A 15,977-nucleotide genomic window follows, 5' to 3' on the forward strand; every position below is an offset into this window, starting at 1 on the left:
TGACGGGTGTCCTACGTGCCGTGACGCGCGTAGAACCGCGGCGCGAGGATGCGCCGCGGTTTCTCACTCCGCGTGCGGCCGCGATCCGGCCCGGGGCAGCCGGAACAGCGCCCACACCACCTTGCCGCTGAGCGCGCCGGCCATCGGGTGCCAGCCCCAGCTGTCGCTGAAGGAGTCGACGAGGAACAGCCCGCGGCCCGACTCGGCCGAGAAGTCGTCGGTCTCCCGGGCGACGGGGCTCTCGTGACTGGGGTCGCGCACCGCGCACACCAGCCGCTCGGTCCACCGCATCAAGTGCAGGCGCACGGGCGGCTCGTGGGCTCCGGCGCACGGGGTGTGCGCCGTCAGCCCGTGCCGCAGGGCGTTGGTAACGAGCTCGGAGACGACGAGGCAGACGTCGTCGAAACGCTCGCCCATGTCCCACTGGTCGAGGGTTCTGCGGGTGAACTTCCGTGCCTCGCGCACCGCTTCGTGGCGGGCGGGAAGCGCACAGGAGGCGGCGTCGGACACGGCCGCGGGGTCGAGCGGCGGAAGGCCCTGCCGTAACGGCTCGAGCATGGTCGATCCATTCGTCCCCATGCGAGGCACTCCCGGGTATTCGCGGTCGGTGCGATGCGGCGGTGGTGCGGGACCATGGTTTCGGATGCGTACAGCAGATGCAAGGGCAGATGCACGTGCAGGTGACCGGAATAAGCCGTCCCGTACCGCTTCTTGGTCAATTTTTCCGTCATCTTCGCGTCGCCTTCCGGCCGTTCCCCTGCCTCTTCTTGAGCACGTGCGCGTGCGCCGGCTGTCTCGATTCCGTTTCCGTAACCGGACGAGTACTGCTCGGAGTGTTTTGATGGCAGACTTCGGCCCCTGGAGACGTTGGGGAGGCGGCGAACGTGAGCGCGGGAGAGCCGGGATCGGTGGTGCGGCGCATGCTGCTCGGATCACAACTCAGGCGACTGCGTGAGGCGCGGGGCATCACGCGCGAGGCGGCGGGTTACTCGATCCGCGCCTCCGAGTCGAAGATCAGCCGGATGGAGCTGGGCCGGGTGAGCTTCAAGACCAGGGACGTCGAGGACCTGCTGACGCTGTACGGCATCACGGACGAGCAGGAGCGCGCCTCCCTGCTCTCGCTGGCCAAGGAGGCCAACGTCGCAGGCTGGTGGCACAGTTACTCGGACGTGCTGCCCAGCTGGTTCCCGACCTACGTCGGCCTGGAGGGCGCCGCCTCGCTGATCCGGGCCTACGAGGTGCAGTTCGTGCACGGCCTGCTGCAGACCGAGGCGTACGCGCACGCGGTGGTCCGGCGGGGCATGCAGGGCGCCAGCGAGGCCGACGTGGAGCGGCGGGTGGCGCTGCGCCTGGAGCGGCAGAAGCACCTGGTCGACGAGCGCGCGCCCGACTTCCACATCATCCTGGACGAGGCGGCGCTGCGCCGCCCGTACGGCGGCCGCGAGGTCATGCGCGGCCAGCTCCAGCACCTCATCGACATCTCCGAGCGGCCCAACGTGCGCCTGCAGGTGGTGCCGTTCAGCCTCGGCGGCCACTCCGGCGAAAGTGGCGCGTTCACGATCCTCAGCTTCCCGGAGTCCGACCTCTCGGACGTCGTGTACCTGGAGCAGCTCACCAGCGCGCTGTACCTGGACAAGGCCGAGGACGTCGCCCAGTACGAGAAGGCGCTCAAGGAGCTGCAGAGCGACAGCCCGGGCCCTTCGGAGAGCCGGGACCTTCTGCGGGGCCTGCTCCAGCTCTCCTGACGTACTCCTCCAACTCTCCTGAAACACAAGTACGATGACGTGTGATCAGATCGTGAAGGCGCGATCGAGGGTCTGCCAGGGATCGAGGGATCACACATGTCGTCGTCCTACTTCACCGACCTTGCACAGCAGTACATCGACGGTGAGTGGCGCCCGGGTACCGGTTCCTGGGACATCATCGACTTCAACCCGTACGACGACGAGAAGCTGGCGTCGATCACCATAGCCACGCTCGACGAGGTCGATCAGGCGTACCGGGCGGCGGCCCGCGCCCAGAAGCAGTGGGCCGCGACCAACCCGTACGCCCGCCGCGCGGTCTTCGAGAAGGCCCTGAGCCTCATCGAGGAGCGCGAGGCGGAGATCTCCGAGGCCATCATCGCCGAGCTCGGCGGCACGCGCCTGAAGGCCGCCTTCGAGCTGCACCTCGTCAAGGAGTTCCTGCGCGAGGCGGTCCATCTGGCGCTGGCCCCCGAGGGCCGGATCATCCCCTCCCCGGTGGACGGCAAGGAGAACCGCGTCTACCGCGTGCCGGTCGGGGTCGTGGGCGTGATCAGCCCGTTCAACTTCCCGTTCCTGCTGTCGATCAAGTCGGTCGCCCCGGCGCTCGCCCTCGGCAACGCCGTGGTGCTCAAGCCGCACCAGAACACCCCGATCGTCGGCGGCGCCCTGGTGGGGAAGATCTTCGAGGACGCGGGGCTGCCCGGCGGCCTGCTCAACGTCGTCATCACCGACATCGCCGAGATCGGCGACGCCTTCATCGAGCACCCGGTCCCCAAGGTCATCTCCTTCACCGGCTCCGACCAGGTCGGCCGGCACGTGGCCACGGTCTGCGCCCGGCAGTTCAAGCGCGCCGTCCTCGAACTGGGCGGCAACAGCGCTCTGGTGGTCCTGGACGACGCCGACGTCGACTACGCGGTCGACGCGGCCGTCTTCAGCCGGTACGTCCACCAGGGCCAGGTCTGCATGGCCGCCAACCGCGTCCTGGTCGACCGGTCGGTGGCCGACGAGTTCACCGAGAAGTTCGTCGCCAAGGTGAAGTCCCTCAAGGCGGGCGACCCGCGCGACCCGGAGACCGTCATCGGCCCGGTGATCAACTCCCAGCAGGCGGACGCCCTCGCGGGCGTGGTCGAGCAGGCCCTCGCCGAGGGCGCCACCGCCCTGGTGCGCGGCGGCCGCACGGACAACCTCGTGGAGCCGTCCGTGCTGACCGGTGTCCCCGCCGACTCGGCGCTGCTGCGCCAGGAGGTCTTCGGCCCGGTCGCCTTCCTCGTGCCGTTCGACGGCGAGGAGGAGGCCGTGCGTATCGTCAACGACTCCCCGTACGGGCTGAGCGGCGCCGTGCACACCGGGAACATCGAGCGCGGCGTGAACTTCGCGAAGCGGATCGACACGGGCATGTTCCACGTGAACGACGGCACGGTCCACGACGAGCCGATCGTCCCCTTCGGCGGCGAGAAGCACTCGGGTCTGGGCCGGCTCAACGGCGAGACGATGCTGGACGCCTTCACGACGACCAAGTGGATCTCGGTGCAGCACGGCCGGAGCCGCTTCCCGTTCTGATCCCGCGTGACCCGGCGGACCCTTGCGGACAGAAGCTGACCGCAAGGGTCCGTAGTTTCGTCCTTGTCAGGCAGCAGAGACACAGACGAAAGGCGGCCGGTCATGGTGACGCACGTGGGACCCGAGGCACCCGGTGACGAGCGCGGAGCACTTCTGTCCTTCATCGCCGAGCAGCGCGGCGGCGTCCGCAGGGCGCTGCTGGGCCTGACGGCGGAGCAGGCGTCGTCCCGGCCGAGCGCCAGCGAACTGTCCCTGGCCGGGCTGCTGAAGCACGTCGCCGAGGTCGAGCAGGGCTGGATCGCCCGGGCCAAGGGCGAGCCGCCGGCCGTCCAGCGGGACGAGTCGAACTGGCACGAGTGCTTCGTGCTGGCCGGGGACGAGACCGTGGAGTCGCAGCTCGCGTACTACGAGAAGGTGGCCGCCGAGACGGAGGCCTTCATCCGCGCGGTGCCCAGCCTCGACGACACCTTCGAGCTGCCCGCGACGTCCTGGAACCCGAAGGACGAGCGGCTCTCGATGCGCTGGCTCTGCCTGCACCTGATCCGCGAGACGGCCCGGCACGCCGGACACGCCGACATCATCCGCGAGTCGCTGGACGGCAGGACGGCCTTCGAGCTGGTGGCCGCGGAACAGCAGGTGGCGGCCGGGTCCTAACCTGGACCGCATGTCAGCGATCCGTCTTCTCGTGCTCGGCGCGGTCCGTATGCACGGCCGCGCCCACGGCTACCAGGTGCGCAACGACCTGGAGTACTGGGGCGCGCACGAGTGGTCCAGCGCCAAGCCCGGCTCGATCTACCACGCCCTGAAGCAGATGGCGAAGCAGGGGCTGCTGCACGCGCACGAGGTCGCCCCGTCCACGGCCGGCGGGCCGCCGCGCACGGAGTACGAGGTCACCGACCGGGGCACCGAGGAGTACTTCCGGCTGCTGCGGGAGGCGCTGGTCACCTACGACCAGCGCGGGGACGTGAAGACGGCCGCGGTCGGGTTCGTGGTCGACCTGCCCCGGGCGGAGGTGGTCGCGCTGCTCAAGGAGCGCACCCTGCGGATCGAGCAGTGGCGGGCCTCCGTCCTGGAGCACTACGTGCCCGAGGAGGGGCCCGGGCAGCTGGGCCACATCGGGGAGATCATGAACATGTGGGTCCACACGGCCGACTCCGAGGCCGAGTGGACCCGCGGCCTGATCGAGCGCATCGAGGGCGGCGCCTACACCTTCGCCGACGAAGGCGATCCGTTCGTGGGGGTCCTGGCCGAAGGCGAGGAGAACCCGTACGCGACCGGGGAGCGGCATCCCGGGGACGCCCTCTAATCAAATTTGACGAATAGCTGTCGGCAGCGTTACCTTCGCCCCTGTAGTCAAGTTTGACTAGAGAGGGAGGCTCAGTGGCCGACGCGGCGATCACCGTCGAAGGCGCGGAGAAGAGGTACGGCGCGAAGAAGGCGCTGGACGGGCTCGACCTCACGGTCGCGCGCGGCACGGTGCACGGGGTGCTCGGCCCGAACGGCGCGGGCAAGACCACCCTGGTCAGGGTTTTGTCCACGCTGCTGCGGCCCGACGCGGGCCGGGTCGAGGTCGCCGGCCGTGACGTGGTGCGCGAGGCCTATGCCGTCCGGCTGCGCATCGGCCTGCTCGGGCAGCACGCCGCGCTCGACGAGGAGCTCGGCGGCCGGCAGAACCTGGAGCTCTTCGGCCGGCTCCACCACCTGGGCGCGCGGCGGGCACGCGCGCGTGCCGATGAGCTCCTGGAGCGCTTCGGCCTGGCCGACACCGGCCGCAAGGCGGTCCGGCAGTACAGCGGCGGCATGCGGCGCCGCCTGGACCTCGCGGCGTCCCTGATCACCGAGCCGGAGGTGCTCTTCCTGGACGAGCCGACCACCGGTCTCGACCCCCGCGGTCGCGCCGAGGTGTGGAACTCCGTCCGCTCCCTGGTCGGCGGCGGCACCACGGTGCTGCTCACCACCCAGTACCTGGAGGAGGCCGACCAGCTCGCCGACCGCATCTCGGTCGTCGACTCCGGCCGGGTCGTCGCGGACGGCACGGCGGACGAACTGAAGGCCGCCACCGGCGGCGACCGCATCGACGTGGTCCTGCGGGACGCCGGGCACCTGGGCGCGGCCGTCGCCCTGCTGCCCCTCACGGGCGTCACCGTCGACGTGGACCGCCGGCTGCTGAGCGCCCCGGTCACCGACCGCATGGCGGCGCTGTCCGAGGTCGTGAGGGCCCTGCGGCAGGCCGGGATCGAGGCGGAGGACGTGGCGCTGCGCCGCCCGACGCTGGACGAGGTGTTCCTGCACCTCACCGGAGACGACCCCGACGACCGCCGAGCGAAGGAGGCCGCGTGACCGCCCACGCCCTGACCGACTCCTGGACCATGACCCGCCGGGAGCTCGCCCGCTGGGGGCGCCAACCGGTCCAGGTGGCCGTCGGCCTGGTCTTCCCGGTGATGCTGCTGCTGATGTTCGGTTACCTGGTCGGCGGCGGCCGCGGCGTGGCCGGGGACTACCGCGACTACCTCATCCCGGGCATGCTCGCGCTCACCATGGCCTTCGGCCTGGAGGGCACGATGATCGCCGTCACCCAGGACCTCGACAAGGGCGTCATCGACCGCTTCCGTTCGATGCCCATGGCCAACGGGGCGGTGCTGGTGGGCCGTTCCGCCGCCGACATGCTCCAGTCGGCGCTGACCCTGCTGGTGCTCCTCGCCGTGGGCGCCGCCCTCGGCTGGCGCCCCGGCGGCGGCCCGACCGCCCTCCTGGGCGCCCTGGGGCTGCTGCTCCTGTTCCGCTTCGCGATGCTGTGGATCGGCATCCACCTCGCCCTGGTGGCCGGCAAGCCGGAGCTGGTCCAGGCGGTGCAGATCCTGGTCTGGCCGGTGGGCTTCCTGTCCAACGCCTTCGCGACCCCCGATTCGATGCCCGGCTGGCTCGGCACGGCCGTGGAGTGGAACCCCATGTCCCACACCGCCACGGCCGTACGGGACCTGTTCGGCGTGCCCGGCACGGAGTCCGGGCACGTGGGGTGGGCGGTCGTCTGGCCCCTGGCCCTGCTCGCGGTGTTCTTCCCGCTCGCGGTCAGGAGGTTCGCGCGGCTGAGCCGTTAGAGGCCGAGCCGTCGCCGTGGCCTGCCCGGCCATTCCCGTCTGCTCCGGGCGACGACGGAAATGGTCGGGCAGGCCCTAGTGGTGGAAGCCCGTCGCCGCGTCCTTGTCCCGGGTGAGCGGGCCCGGCTGCCGGCGCAGCTCCGGCAGCAGCCGTTCCAGGTCCTGCGCGAGCAGGTCGGCGAGGTCGGCGGAGAAGCCGTTGCGGCACACCACCCGCAGCACGGACAGGTCCTCGCGGTTCGCCGGGAACGTGTAGGCGGGCACCAGCCAGCCGTGCTCCCGCAGCCGCCGCGAGACGTCGAAGACGTCGTACGCCGTCACCTCCGGCGCGGTCGTGAAGGCGAAGACCGGCAACTGGTCGCCCTGGGTCAGCAGCCGGAAGTCGCCGAGCGCCGCCACCCGCCCGGCGAGCCCGGTGGCCACGTCCCGGGCGGCCTGCTGCACGGCCCGGTAGCCGTCCCGGCCCAGCCGCAGGAAGGTGTAGTACTGCGCCACGACCTGGGCGCCCGGCCGGGAGAAGTTCAGCGCGAACGTCGGCATGTCGCCGCCCAGGTAGTTCACCCGGAACACCAGCTCCTCGGGCAGCGCGTCCGCGTCCCGCCACAGCGCCCAGCCGACGCCGGGGTAGACCAGCCCGTACTTGTGGCCGGAGGTGTTGATCGACGCCACCCGCGGCAGCCGGAAGTCCCACACCAGGTCCTCGTCGAGGAACGGCGCGACCATCGCGCCGGACGCCCCGTCCACGTGGACCGGGATGTCCAGCCCGGTCCGTTCCTGCAGGGCGTCCAGCGCCGCGCACAGCTCGGCGATCGGTTCGTAGGAGCCGTCGAACGTGGAGCCCAGGATCCCGACGACCCCGATGGTGTTCTCGTCGCACAGCTCGGCCGCGGCCTGCGGGTCCAGATGGAACCGCTCGCCCTCCATCGGCACCAGCCGGGCCTCCACCTCCCAGAAGTTGCAGAACTTCTCCCAGCAGACCTGCACGTTGACGCCCATCACCAGGTTGGGCCGGACGCCCGGGTAGCGGTCGGCGTTGCGCTTGGCCCAGCGCCGCTTCAGGGCCATCCCGGCGAGCATGCACGCCTCGCTCGACCCGGTCGTCGAACACCCCACGGCGGCGGCCGGGTCGGGCGCGTGCCACAGGTCGGCGAGCATCGCCACGCAGCGCCGCTCCAGTTCGGCCGTGCGCGGGTACTCGTCCTTGTCGATCATGTTCTTGTCGCGGCACTCCGCCATCAGCACCCCGGCCTCCGGCTCCATCCAGGTGGTGACGAAGGTGGCGAGGTTCAGCCGGGCGTTGCCGTCGAGCATCAGCTCGTCGCGGACCAGCTGGTGGGCGGTCGCCGGGGCCATGGGCTGGTCCGGCAGCCGGTGCGTGGGCGGGGCCTCGGCCATGTCGCCGACCGGGTTGGCGGGGCCGTAGAAGGGGTTGACGGACAGTCGGCGTCCGGCGGAGCGGCGGGTGCCGTCGTCGAGCGGCATGGGAGCCTCCAGGGGGGTGGGGGAAGGGGCGTCAGCGGACCGGGGTGCCGTCCTCGCGCAGTTGCATCTGGGGGCGGCCCGTCACCAGCAGCCAGGCGGGCAGCGAGGCGACGCAGAGCAGGGCGATGATCTCCGGCGAGGCGACCAGCACCGCGGCGACGAAGAGGCTGACCCAGCCCTGCCGGGTGATCGCCAGCAGGATCCCGAGCACCGCCGCCGACACCCCCACCGCCGGATGCACCCCGGAGACCAGGGCATGGGCGCACAGCCCGAGGGCGGTGCCGACGAACACGGCCGGGAAGATGCGCCCGCCCCGGAAGCCGCAGGACGCGGCGACGAGCAGCGCGGCCAGCTTCACCACCGTCAGCAGGGCGTACTCCCCGGCCGACCTGCCGTCCGGGTCGCGGGCCAGCTCGGCGATCTCGTCGAGCCCCTTGAACAGGGTCAGATGACCGCCCAGGGCCGCGAGACCACCCAGCACGAGCCCGCCCGCCGGGAGCATCAGCATCGGGTGCCGCAGCCCGCGGAAGGCGCCGTGGACGTACGGGAACGCCCGCACGGCGGCCATGCCCAGCAGCGCTCCCGCCGAGGCGATGACGACGGCCGCCAGCAGGTCCCCCCAGCCGGGCCGGCCGAAGGACGGCAGGTCCAGGTCGAAGCTCGGGTGGTCGATCAGGCCGGCGGTCAGGGCACCGGTCGCGCCCGCGGTCAGCGGCGCGAAGAGGTTGTCCCACAGCAGTCCGCGGGTCTCCTGCCGGGCCAGCGCCTCGGAGATCACCAGGGCGGCCGCCACCGGGGTGCCGAACAGGGCGCCGATGGTGGCCGCCTCCGCCAGTGCCGGCCAGATGCGGCCGGGTGCCTTCGGCAGGACCCGGGCCCCCAGCCAGGCGGCCAGGGCGACGTTCACCATGATGATCGGGTTCTCCGGGCCGAGACTGGGCCCGCCGGCCAGCACCAGCGCCGTCGCCAGCAGCAGCCCGGGCAGCACCACGGGCGGAAGGACGGGGGCGTCCAGGCCGACGGTGGCCGGATCGGGCCCCGCGTGACCCGGCATCAGCCACACCACGAGGCCGACCGCCACGCCGGTGCCGACGAGCATCACGAGCATCCACAGCACGGAGTACCGGCCGATCCCCAGCGCGTCCGGCAGCGGACCCCACAGCACCTTCTGGAGCTTCTCGGCGGCGGCGCTCACGCCCACCAGGACCAGGCTGGAGAGCACGCCGACGGCCGCGGCGGGCACGATCGACGGCAGCAGCACGCGCGCGGGGGCCGCGGGGGTGACGGAGGGCGCCCGCCGCTCGGTGTCCTGGACCACGGGCACACGATAAACGGATCAAACGGTACAAACCGGAAACACGCTTGCACCTCACGTGGCGTGAGGCCCGACCGTGAAGCACGGAAGAAGAAGGGAGCGGAAGTGAGCTACTCCGTGGGACAGGTCGCGGGCTTCGCCGGCGTCACGGTGCGCACGCTGCACCACTACGACGAGATCGGCCTGCTCGTGCCCGGCGAGCGCAGCCACGCGGGCCACCGGCGCTACAGCGACGCCGACCTCGACCGGCTGCAGCAGATCCTGTTCTACCGGGAGCTCGGCTTCCCGCTCGACGAGGTCGCCGCCCTGCTCGACGACCCGGACGCGGACCCGCGCGCGCACCTGCGCCGCCAGCACGACCTGCTGACCGCCCGGATCGAGAAGCTGCGGAAGATGGCGGCGGCCGTGGAGCACGCCATGGAGGCACGCACGATGGGCATCAACCTCACGCCCGAGGAGAAGTTCGAGGTCTTCGGGGACAAGGACCCGGAGCAGTACGCCGACGAGGTGGAGGCGCGCTGGGGCGGCACGCCGCAGTACGCCGAGTCGCAGCGCCGCGTCGCCCGCTACACCAAGGAGGACTGGCAGCGGATCCAGGACCTGACGGCCGACTGGGGGCGCCGCTACGACGCCCTGATGGCCGCCGGCGAACCGCCCACCGGCGAGGCGGCCATGGCCCTGGCGGAGGAGCACCGGCAGCACATCTGCACCTGGTACTACGAGTGCCCCCACGAGCTGCACCGCAGCCTCGGCGAGATGTACGTCGCCGACGAGCGTTTCAAGGCGTTCTACGAGTCGATGCGGCCGGGTCTCGCCGAGCACCTGAAGGAGGCGATCGCCGCGAACGCGGCCCGCCACGCCTGCTGATCCCCGGCCCGGGGGTCCTCACTCCCGGGCCAGCACCACCGCCGTGCCGTACGCGCACACCTCGGTGCCCACGTCCGCCGCCTCGGTCACGTCGAAGCGGAAGGCGAGCACACCGTTGGCGCCACGCGCGCGTGCCTGCTCGACGAGGCGTTCCATGGCCTGGTTGCGGGTCTGCACGAGCGTCTTGGTGAGCCCGCGCAGCTCGCCGCCGACCAGCGACTTCAGTCCGGCGCCGATCTGGCTCCCCAGGTGCCGGGAGCGCACGGTCAGGCCGAAGACCTCGCCGAGCACCTCCCGCACGTGGTAGCCGGGTACGTCGTTCGTGGTGACGACGAGGACGTCGGGCTCAGGGCCCTGTCCGCCGCCGTATTCGTCGATGCCCATGTCCACAGCTTTGCCCGGAGCGGGCCACAGTGCATCCTGTTATCCCCCATGGAACCTGGGCCGCGACGGCTGCGTTGATACTTTGAGGCAGTCAGCCCCAGCCCGTATCCCACAGCAGCAGGAGCCACATCCCCGTGACCACGCTTGCGCTCGGCCCCGAGTGGCTCAGCCCGGACTACCTCATCTCGACGTTCAGCCTGCCCGGCATCCTGCTCATCGTCTTCGCCGAGTCCGGACTCTTCGCCTTCCTGCCCGGCGACTCCCTGCTGTTCACGGCGGGCCTGTTCGTCGCCGAGGGCACGTACATCACCCAGCCGCTGTGGCTGGTCTGCACGCTGATCGTGCTCGCGGCCGTCATCGGCGACCAAGTGGGCTACATGATCGGCAAGTTCCTGGGCCCGAAGCTGTTCAACCGTCCCAACTCCAAGCTGTTCAAGCAGGAGAACCTGGACAAGGCCCACGAGTTCATGGAGAAGTACGGTCCCAAGGCGATCGTCCTGGCCCGCTTCGTCCCCATCGTGCGCACCTTCGCGCCCATCGTCGCCGGCGCCGGCCGCATGAAGTACCGCACGTTCCTCACGTACAACGTCATCGGTGGCATCGCCTGGGGCACCGGCGTCACCCTCGCGGGTTACTGGCTGGGCCAGATCGACTTCATCAAGAAGAACGTCGAGTCGATCCTCATCCTGATCGTCCTGCTCTCCGTCGTCCCGATCATCATCGAGTACCTGCGGGACCGTGCGAAGAAGAAGCGCGAGGCGGCGCAGGCCCCCGCGGCCGCGCAGTCCCACCCGCCGGTCATGGACGACGCGACGACCCAGCTCCGCCGCATCACCCCCGACGACCGTTCCCCGCAGCAGCCGCACCACCAGAACGGCTACAACGGCCCGCAGCACAGCGACCGGCAGTACAGCGACCGGCAGTACTACGACCAGTACCCCCAGGCCCCCGGCTACGGCCAGCAGCGGCCGTACGGCACCCAGCAGGGCCCGTACAACAACGGGTACTGACCCGACCCTCGTCCGGGCCGCGGAGACCGCGCTAGAACCCGCGCGTGCGCTTCGCGGCCCGCCGCTTCTCCGCGGACCCGATCCGCAGGAACAGCCGCGAGATCTCGGACCCCAGATTCACCCCGATGGCGATGGCCATGGCGAGCGCCACCGCCTTGGACAGCGACACCAGCCCCTCGTCGATCTCGTTCTGCGCGATCGCCAGCAGTCCGAAGTACGTCGCGGAACCCGGCAGCAGGGGTCCGATCGCCGCGGTCGTGTAGGGCAGCGCGGAAGCGAACTGGTAGCGGGACAGCAACTGCCCGAACAGCCCCACCAGTCCCGCGGCCGCCGCCGTGGACGCCACCGGCGAGATGCCGCCGGCGTAGTGCATCGCGCCGTACACGACCCAGGCGACACCGCCGTTCAGCGTCACCCACACCACGGTGGAACGTTCCTGCTGGAGCAGCACCGCGAACGCCAGCGACAGCAGCATCGACGCCCCGATCAGCAGCGCCGGCTGGTCGGACACCCCGAGCGCCGCGTCCGGGTTCAGCCGCGCCCCCAGCTGCACGCCGAAGTACAGCACCGTCAGCACGCCCGCGACGATGCCCACGAAGAAGTACAGGACCTCCAGCAGCCGCGCGGAGGCGGTGATGTAGAAGCCGGTCAGCCCGTCCTGCACCCCCGCCACCAGCGCCCGCCCGGGCAGCAGCGCGAACAGTCCACCGGTGATGACCGCGGAGGCCTTCACGTCGACGTGGCCGAGCGTCAGCGCGACCCCGATCGCGGCCGGCGGCATCGCGGCGACCGTGAACTGGTAGAACTCCGGCAGCCCGCGCCCCGCGCACAGCCACGCCAGCCGGTCGCCGAGCATCGCGCCCAGCGCCGCCGCGACGAACACGATCAGGTCGCCGCCCACCAGCACCGAGGCGGCACCCGCCAGCAGCCCGCTCGCCCCGGTCAGCGCCCAGCCGGGATACGGGTGTCGGTTGCGGCGGATCTCCGCGAGACGCCGGTAGGCCTCCTCCAGGGAGACGGCCGTCTCGTCGTCGCTGAGGTCGTCCACCAGCTGGTACACGGCCGCCAGCCGCGTGTAGTCGGTGCCCCGGCGCCGCACGGTCCGCGACGCCGTGACGGGGTCGTCGACGAGCGAGGGCTGGTACGAGATCGCCAGCAGCGTGAAGGTGACGTTCGGCTCGCAGCGGTCCAGCCCGTAGGAACGGCACACGGCGAACATCGCCGCCTCCACGTCCTCGGCGCCCTCGCCGCCGGCCAGCAGCAGCTCGCCGATGCGCAGCGTCAGGTCGAGCACGCGCGGCACCGCGGGCCCCGCCTCGTCACCGCTGCGCTGGACCGGCTCCGGCGCCGGCCGCTCCGCCACCGGCATGCGCAGCATCGTGCGCATCCGGTCCTGCCAGGGCACGTCCTTGGTCAGACTGACCTTCGGGATCCCGTTCGGCGGCGTGAAGGCGGTCGGGGCCTGGCGCGCGCTGTACGTGCTCGGCGGGGTGAACGCCGACCCCTCCGGCTCCGTCCCCGGCGCGTGGGGGACGTCCAGTCCCCGCGTCAGGGCGAACTCGGACGTGGTCTCGGACTCCGAGCCGGTCGCTCTGGGGACGGCCAGTCCGTCGGGGATCGCGAACTCCGACGTGGTCGACATGTCCCCGTCGACGGCGGCCCCCAAGGCCCCGGACGGAGCTGCGAAGGCACTCCTCGCCTCGTCCGACCTGGGCTTGCGGTCCTCCGCGTCCGTCACTGCCTGGCGCTCCCTGTACGACACGTCAGCCTCGTACCCCCCACAGCCTCAGTATGCGCACAGACGGACGAACGGGCCGCACGCGACGCAGGCGTGCGGCCCGTTCGGCCGGGGCGAGGGGTCAGTGACCGCCCTGCTCCTTGAAGCGCTTGTAGGAGCGCTCGATCTCGGCCTCGGCGTCCGTGCGGCCCACCCAGTTGGCGCCCTCGACCGACTTGCCGGGCTCGAGGTCCTTGTAGACCTCGAAGAAGTGCTGGATCTCCAGGCGGTCGAACTCCGACACGTGGTGGATGTCCCGCAGGTGCTCCACGCGCGGGTCGTGCGCCGGCACGCACAGCAGCTTGTCGTCGCCACCGGCCTCGTCCGTCATCCGGAACATGCCGATCGCCCGGCACTGGATGAGGCAGCCCGGGAAGGTCGGCTCGTCCAGGATGACCAGCGCGTCCAGCGGGTCGCCGTCCTCGCCGAGCGTGTTCTCGACGAAGCCGTAGTCGGCCGGGTAGCTGGTCGAGGTGAAGAGGCGACGGTCCAGGCGGATCCGACCGGTCTCGTGGTCCACCTCGTACTTGTTGCGCGAACCCTTCGGAATCTCGATCGTGACGTCGAACTCCACCGGTGGCTCCTCCATGATCAACACACAGTTCTGGTGGTTAAGTGTCCCTCACGCAGGTGTGTGATCGCGAAAGGGGCTGGTGGTCGTGCCAGAGCTGAGGCCTTGGCAGGCCGCGAGAGCGCACGCGGCGCGGCTCGCGGACGCCGTACGACCGCGCCTGGCCCGGGCCGCAGCGGCTGCGAAACCGCGGGTCGCGCGGTTCGCGGGAGCAGGGAAACCGCAGGTCGCGCGGGTCACGCGGCCGAAGACCTGGCAGTACACCGCGGGCGCCGCCACCGCCGGTCTCGCACTGGCCGCCGGGGTGGTGACCGCGGTCGGTCCCTGGGACTCCTCGGGCCAGCGTACGGCCGAGCGCGACCGGGCCGTGGCCCTCGACCGCGCGGGTGGCACAGATCACGGCGGGGCGCCCGGCACGCCCGCCCGGTCCCGGCCCGCCCCCAGCGCCGGGCCCGTCCTGACCGGCCTCGGCGGCGTCAGCACCGTGAAGTCCGCCCCGCACGGCAAGGCGCTCGCGAAGGTCCTCGCGCCCCTGCTCAAGGACCCGGCACTCGGCCCCCGGCCCGCGGCGTCGGTCATCGACGTCGCCACCGGCAGGCGCCTGTACGGCGCCCACCAGGACGCGCCGTTCACACCCGCCTCGACCACGAAGATCGCCACGGCCGTCGCCGCGCTGTCCGCCATGGGCGCCGACCACCGCCTCACCACGCGGGCCGCGCTGGAACCCGACACGAAGGAAGTGGTCCTCGTCGGCGGCGGCGACCCCACCCTCACGGCCCGGAAGCAGAAGACCGACGACGCGGCGAGCCTGCGCACCCTGGCCGCCGAGACGGCCGCCGCCCTCGCCGAGCGGGGCGTGCGCGAGGTGACCCTGTCCTACGACACGACCCGCTACGCCGGCTCCCCGAGGCACCCGATCGGGAACAACCCCAATCTCGCCCTGGTCAGCCCCCTGATGGCCGACGAGGGCCGCACGGACGACTCCACGAGCGGCCCGGTCACCCGCGTGACGGACCCCGCGGAGGACGCGACCCGTCAGTTCAAGGACTTCCTGACCTCCCACGGCATCAAGACCACGGCCCCCGGCCCGTCCAAGGCCACGACCCGTGCCGAGACCCTCGCGGCGGTCTCCTCGCCGCCGCTGTCGGCCCTCGTCGAACGCATGCTGACCAACAGCGACAACGACATCGCCGAGGCCCTCGCCCGCCAGACCGCGCTCGCCACCGGCGAACGGGCCGACTTCGCGGGCGCGGGCCGGGCCATCGGCGCGCAGCTGCGCGCACTCGGACTGCCGCTCAAGGGCGCCGCCTTCAAGGACGGCAGCGGTCTCGACCGCGCCGGCCGCCTGACGCCCGGCCTCCTCACCGCCCTGCTGGCCAAGGCGGCCGACCCGTCCCGCCCCGAGCTCCGCCCGGCCCTCACCGGCCTGCCCGTCGCCGGCTTCACCGGCACGCTGAGCTCCCGCTACACGGACGGAGCATCCGGCGTGATCCGGGCCAAGACCGGCACGCTGACCGGTGTCCACACCCTCGCGGGCACCCTGGTCGACCACGACGGCCGCCTGCTGGCGTTCGCCTTCATGGCCACCGACACGGACCGCATCGCCCCGGCGGCGACGCAGAAGGCGTTGGACAGGGTCGCCACGACGTTGGCCGCGTGCGGCTGCAGATGAGGGTCGAAAAGCGACCGGCGCCCACGGCGAGGCCGCCCAGCCGGCCTGCGGGCAGCCGCCGGCCCTGCTCGTGACTAGTCACGCGCCCCGCGCCCGGCCAGTCACCCCCGGGTGGCTTTCCGGGCGCGGGCCGGGGGGACTGGCGGCCCGCGCACGGGCAGCCATCCGGCCCGGCTCGCAGGTAGCAGCTCCGGTCGCCCCGCCCGTGGGCAGCGGCCTGGCCCGCTGCGGGCGGCTGCTTCGCTCAGTCGTGGCAGCGGCGGGGTTCCGCCCGTGGGTGGCTGCTCGGCTCCCTGCGGGCGGTTGCTCACTCGGCCGGGGATAGTCGCCTGGTCCGCTCGCGGGCTGTCGTCGGCCGCCTGTGGGTGGCTGCCCTGTCCGGCTGCTGGCAGCCGCCCGGTCCCGTGGGTGGCTGCTCGGCTCCCTGCGGGCGGTTGCTCACTCGGCCGGGGATAGTCGCCTGGTCCGCTCGCGGGCTGTCGTCGGCCGCCTGTGG

At 71.8% G+C, this 15,977-nt stretch carries 15 protein-coding genes; 9 read left to right on the forward strand and 6 right to left on the reverse strand.

Annotation, left to right across the window (positions count from 1 at the left end):
• Positions 1-63: 63 nt before the first annotated feature.
• A complete protein-coding gene (locus ABTZ58_RS13645) occupies positions 64-558 on the reverse strand; it encodes an ATP-binding protein (protein ID WP_351354828.1) in 495 nt (164 codons plus the stop codon).
• 350 nt (positions 559-908) lie between these two features.
• On the opposite strand from ABTZ58_RS13645, the gene ABTZ58_RS13650 reads away from it, so the two are divergent.
• The 6 genes from ABTZ58_RS13650 to ABTZ58_RS13675 all read left to right on the forward strand — a co-directional run bounded on the left by ABTZ58_RS13650 (position 909) and on the right by ABTZ58_RS13675 (position 6,403).
• The gene (locus ABTZ58_RS13650; protein WP_502996065.1) at positions 909-1,745 is read left to right on the forward strand and encodes a Sco1979 family transcriptional regulator; all 837 of its coding nucleotides are present in this window, start codon (positions 909-911) and stop codon (positions 1,743-1,745) included.
• 96 nt (positions 1,746-1,841) lie between these two features.
• Positions 1,842-3,305 (forward strand): aldehyde dehydrogenase family protein, encoded by a 1,464-nt coding sequence (locus ABTZ58_RS13655; RefSeq protein WP_351354831.1) that lies wholly within the window; start codon positions 1,842-1,844, stop codon positions 3,303-3,305.
• A gap of 102 nt (positions 3,306-3,407) precedes the next feature.
• On the forward strand, positions 3,408-3,959 hold the full coding sequence (locus tag ABTZ58_RS13660; protein WP_309096566.1) for a DinB family protein: 552 nt from the start codon (positions 3,408-3,410) through the stop codon (positions 3,957-3,959).
• Positions 3,960-3,969: 10 nt separating this feature from the next.
• Complete coding sequence (locus ABTZ58_RS13665; protein ID WP_351354835.1) at positions 3,970-4,611, forward strand: PadR family transcriptional regulator; 642 nt, start codon at positions 3,970-3,972, stop codon at positions 4,609-4,611.
• 74 nt (positions 4,612-4,685) lie between these two features.
• A complete protein-coding gene (locus ABTZ58_RS13670; RefSeq protein WP_351354838.1) occupies positions 4,686-5,645 on the forward strand; it encodes an ATP-binding cassette domain-containing protein in 960 nt (319 codons plus the stop codon).
• Entirely contained in the window at positions 5,642-6,403 is a 762-nt protein-coding gene (locus ABTZ58_RS13675) for an ABC transporter permease (RefSeq protein WP_351354841.1), read from the forward strand. The genes ABTZ58_RS13670 and ABTZ58_RS13675 overlap by 4 nt, the downstream gene beginning before the upstream one ends.
• A gap of 75 nt (positions 6,404-6,478) precedes the next feature.
• On the opposite strand, the gene gad is transcribed toward ABTZ58_RS13675, so the two are convergent.
• Both gad and ABTZ58_RS13685 read right to left on the reverse strand, forming a co-directional pair.
• Positions 6,479-7,885 (reverse strand): glutamate decarboxylase, encoded by a 1,407-nt coding sequence (gene gad, locus ABTZ58_RS13680; RefSeq protein WP_351354844.1) that lies wholly within the window; start codon positions 7,883-7,885, stop codon positions 6,479-6,481.
• Positions 7,886-7,916: 31 nt separating this feature from the next.
• A complete protein-coding gene (locus ABTZ58_RS13685) occupies positions 7,917-9,203 on the reverse strand; it encodes an ion channel protein (protein ID WP_351354847.1) in 1,287 nt (428 codons plus the stop codon).
• A gap of 102 nt (positions 9,204-9,305) precedes the next feature.
• Between ABTZ58_RS13685 and ABTZ58_RS13690 the strand changes: the two genes are divergently transcribed.
• Positions 9,306-10,067, forward strand: a complete 762-nt coding sequence (locus ABTZ58_RS13690) for a MerR family transcriptional regulator (protein WP_351354850.1) — start codon at positions 9,306-9,308, stop codon at positions 10,065-10,067.
• Between the two features lie 18 nt (positions 10,068-10,085).
• On the opposite strand, the gene ABTZ58_RS13695 is transcribed toward ABTZ58_RS13690, so the two are convergent.
• Positions 10,086-10,451: a YbjQ family protein gene (locus ABTZ58_RS13695; protein ID WP_351354853.1), complete on the reverse strand. Its 366-nt coding sequence runs from the start codon at positions 10,449-10,451 to the stop codon at positions 10,086-10,088.
• A 134-nt stretch (positions 10,452-10,585) separates the two neighbouring features.
• Between ABTZ58_RS13695 and ABTZ58_RS13700 the strand changes: the two genes are divergently transcribed.
• Positions 10,586-11,461 carry a DedA family protein gene (locus ABTZ58_RS13700; protein WP_351354856.1) on the forward strand — a complete coding sequence of 292 codons (876 nt, stop codon included), beginning with the start codon at positions 10,586-10,588 and terminating at the stop codon, positions 11,459-11,461.
• A 31-nt stretch (positions 11,462-11,492) separates the two neighbouring features.
• On the opposite strand, the gene ABTZ58_RS13705 is transcribed toward ABTZ58_RS13700, so the two are convergent.
• The gene (locus ABTZ58_RS13705; protein ID WP_351354859.1) at positions 11,493-13,199 is read right to left on the reverse strand and encodes a threonine/serine exporter family protein; all 1,707 of its coding nucleotides are present in this window, start codon (positions 13,197-13,199) and stop codon (positions 11,493-11,495) included.
• A 121-nt stretch (positions 13,200-13,320) separates the two neighbouring features.
• The gene (locus ABTZ58_RS13710) at positions 13,321-13,812 is read right to left on the reverse strand and encodes an inorganic diphosphatase (protein ID WP_003991985.1); all 492 of its coding nucleotides are present in this window, start codon (positions 13,810-13,812) and stop codon (positions 13,321-13,323) included.
• Between the two features lie 79 nt (positions 13,813-13,891).
• On the opposite strand from ABTZ58_RS13710, the gene dacB reads away from it, so the two are divergent.
• The gene (gene dacB / locus ABTZ58_RS13715) at positions 13,892-15,481 is read left to right on the forward strand and encodes a D-alanyl-D-alanine carboxypeptidase/D-alanyl-D-alanine endopeptidase (protein ID WP_351354862.1); all 1,590 of its coding nucleotides are present in this window, start codon (positions 13,892-13,894) and stop codon (positions 15,479-15,481) included.
• Positions 15,482-15,977 lie beyond the last annotated feature (496 nt).

This window comes from Streptomyces sp. NPDC094143, from assembly GCF_040303825.1.
Classification (GTDB): Bacteria; Actinomycetota; Actinomycetes; order Streptomycetales; family Streptomycetaceae; genus Streptomyces.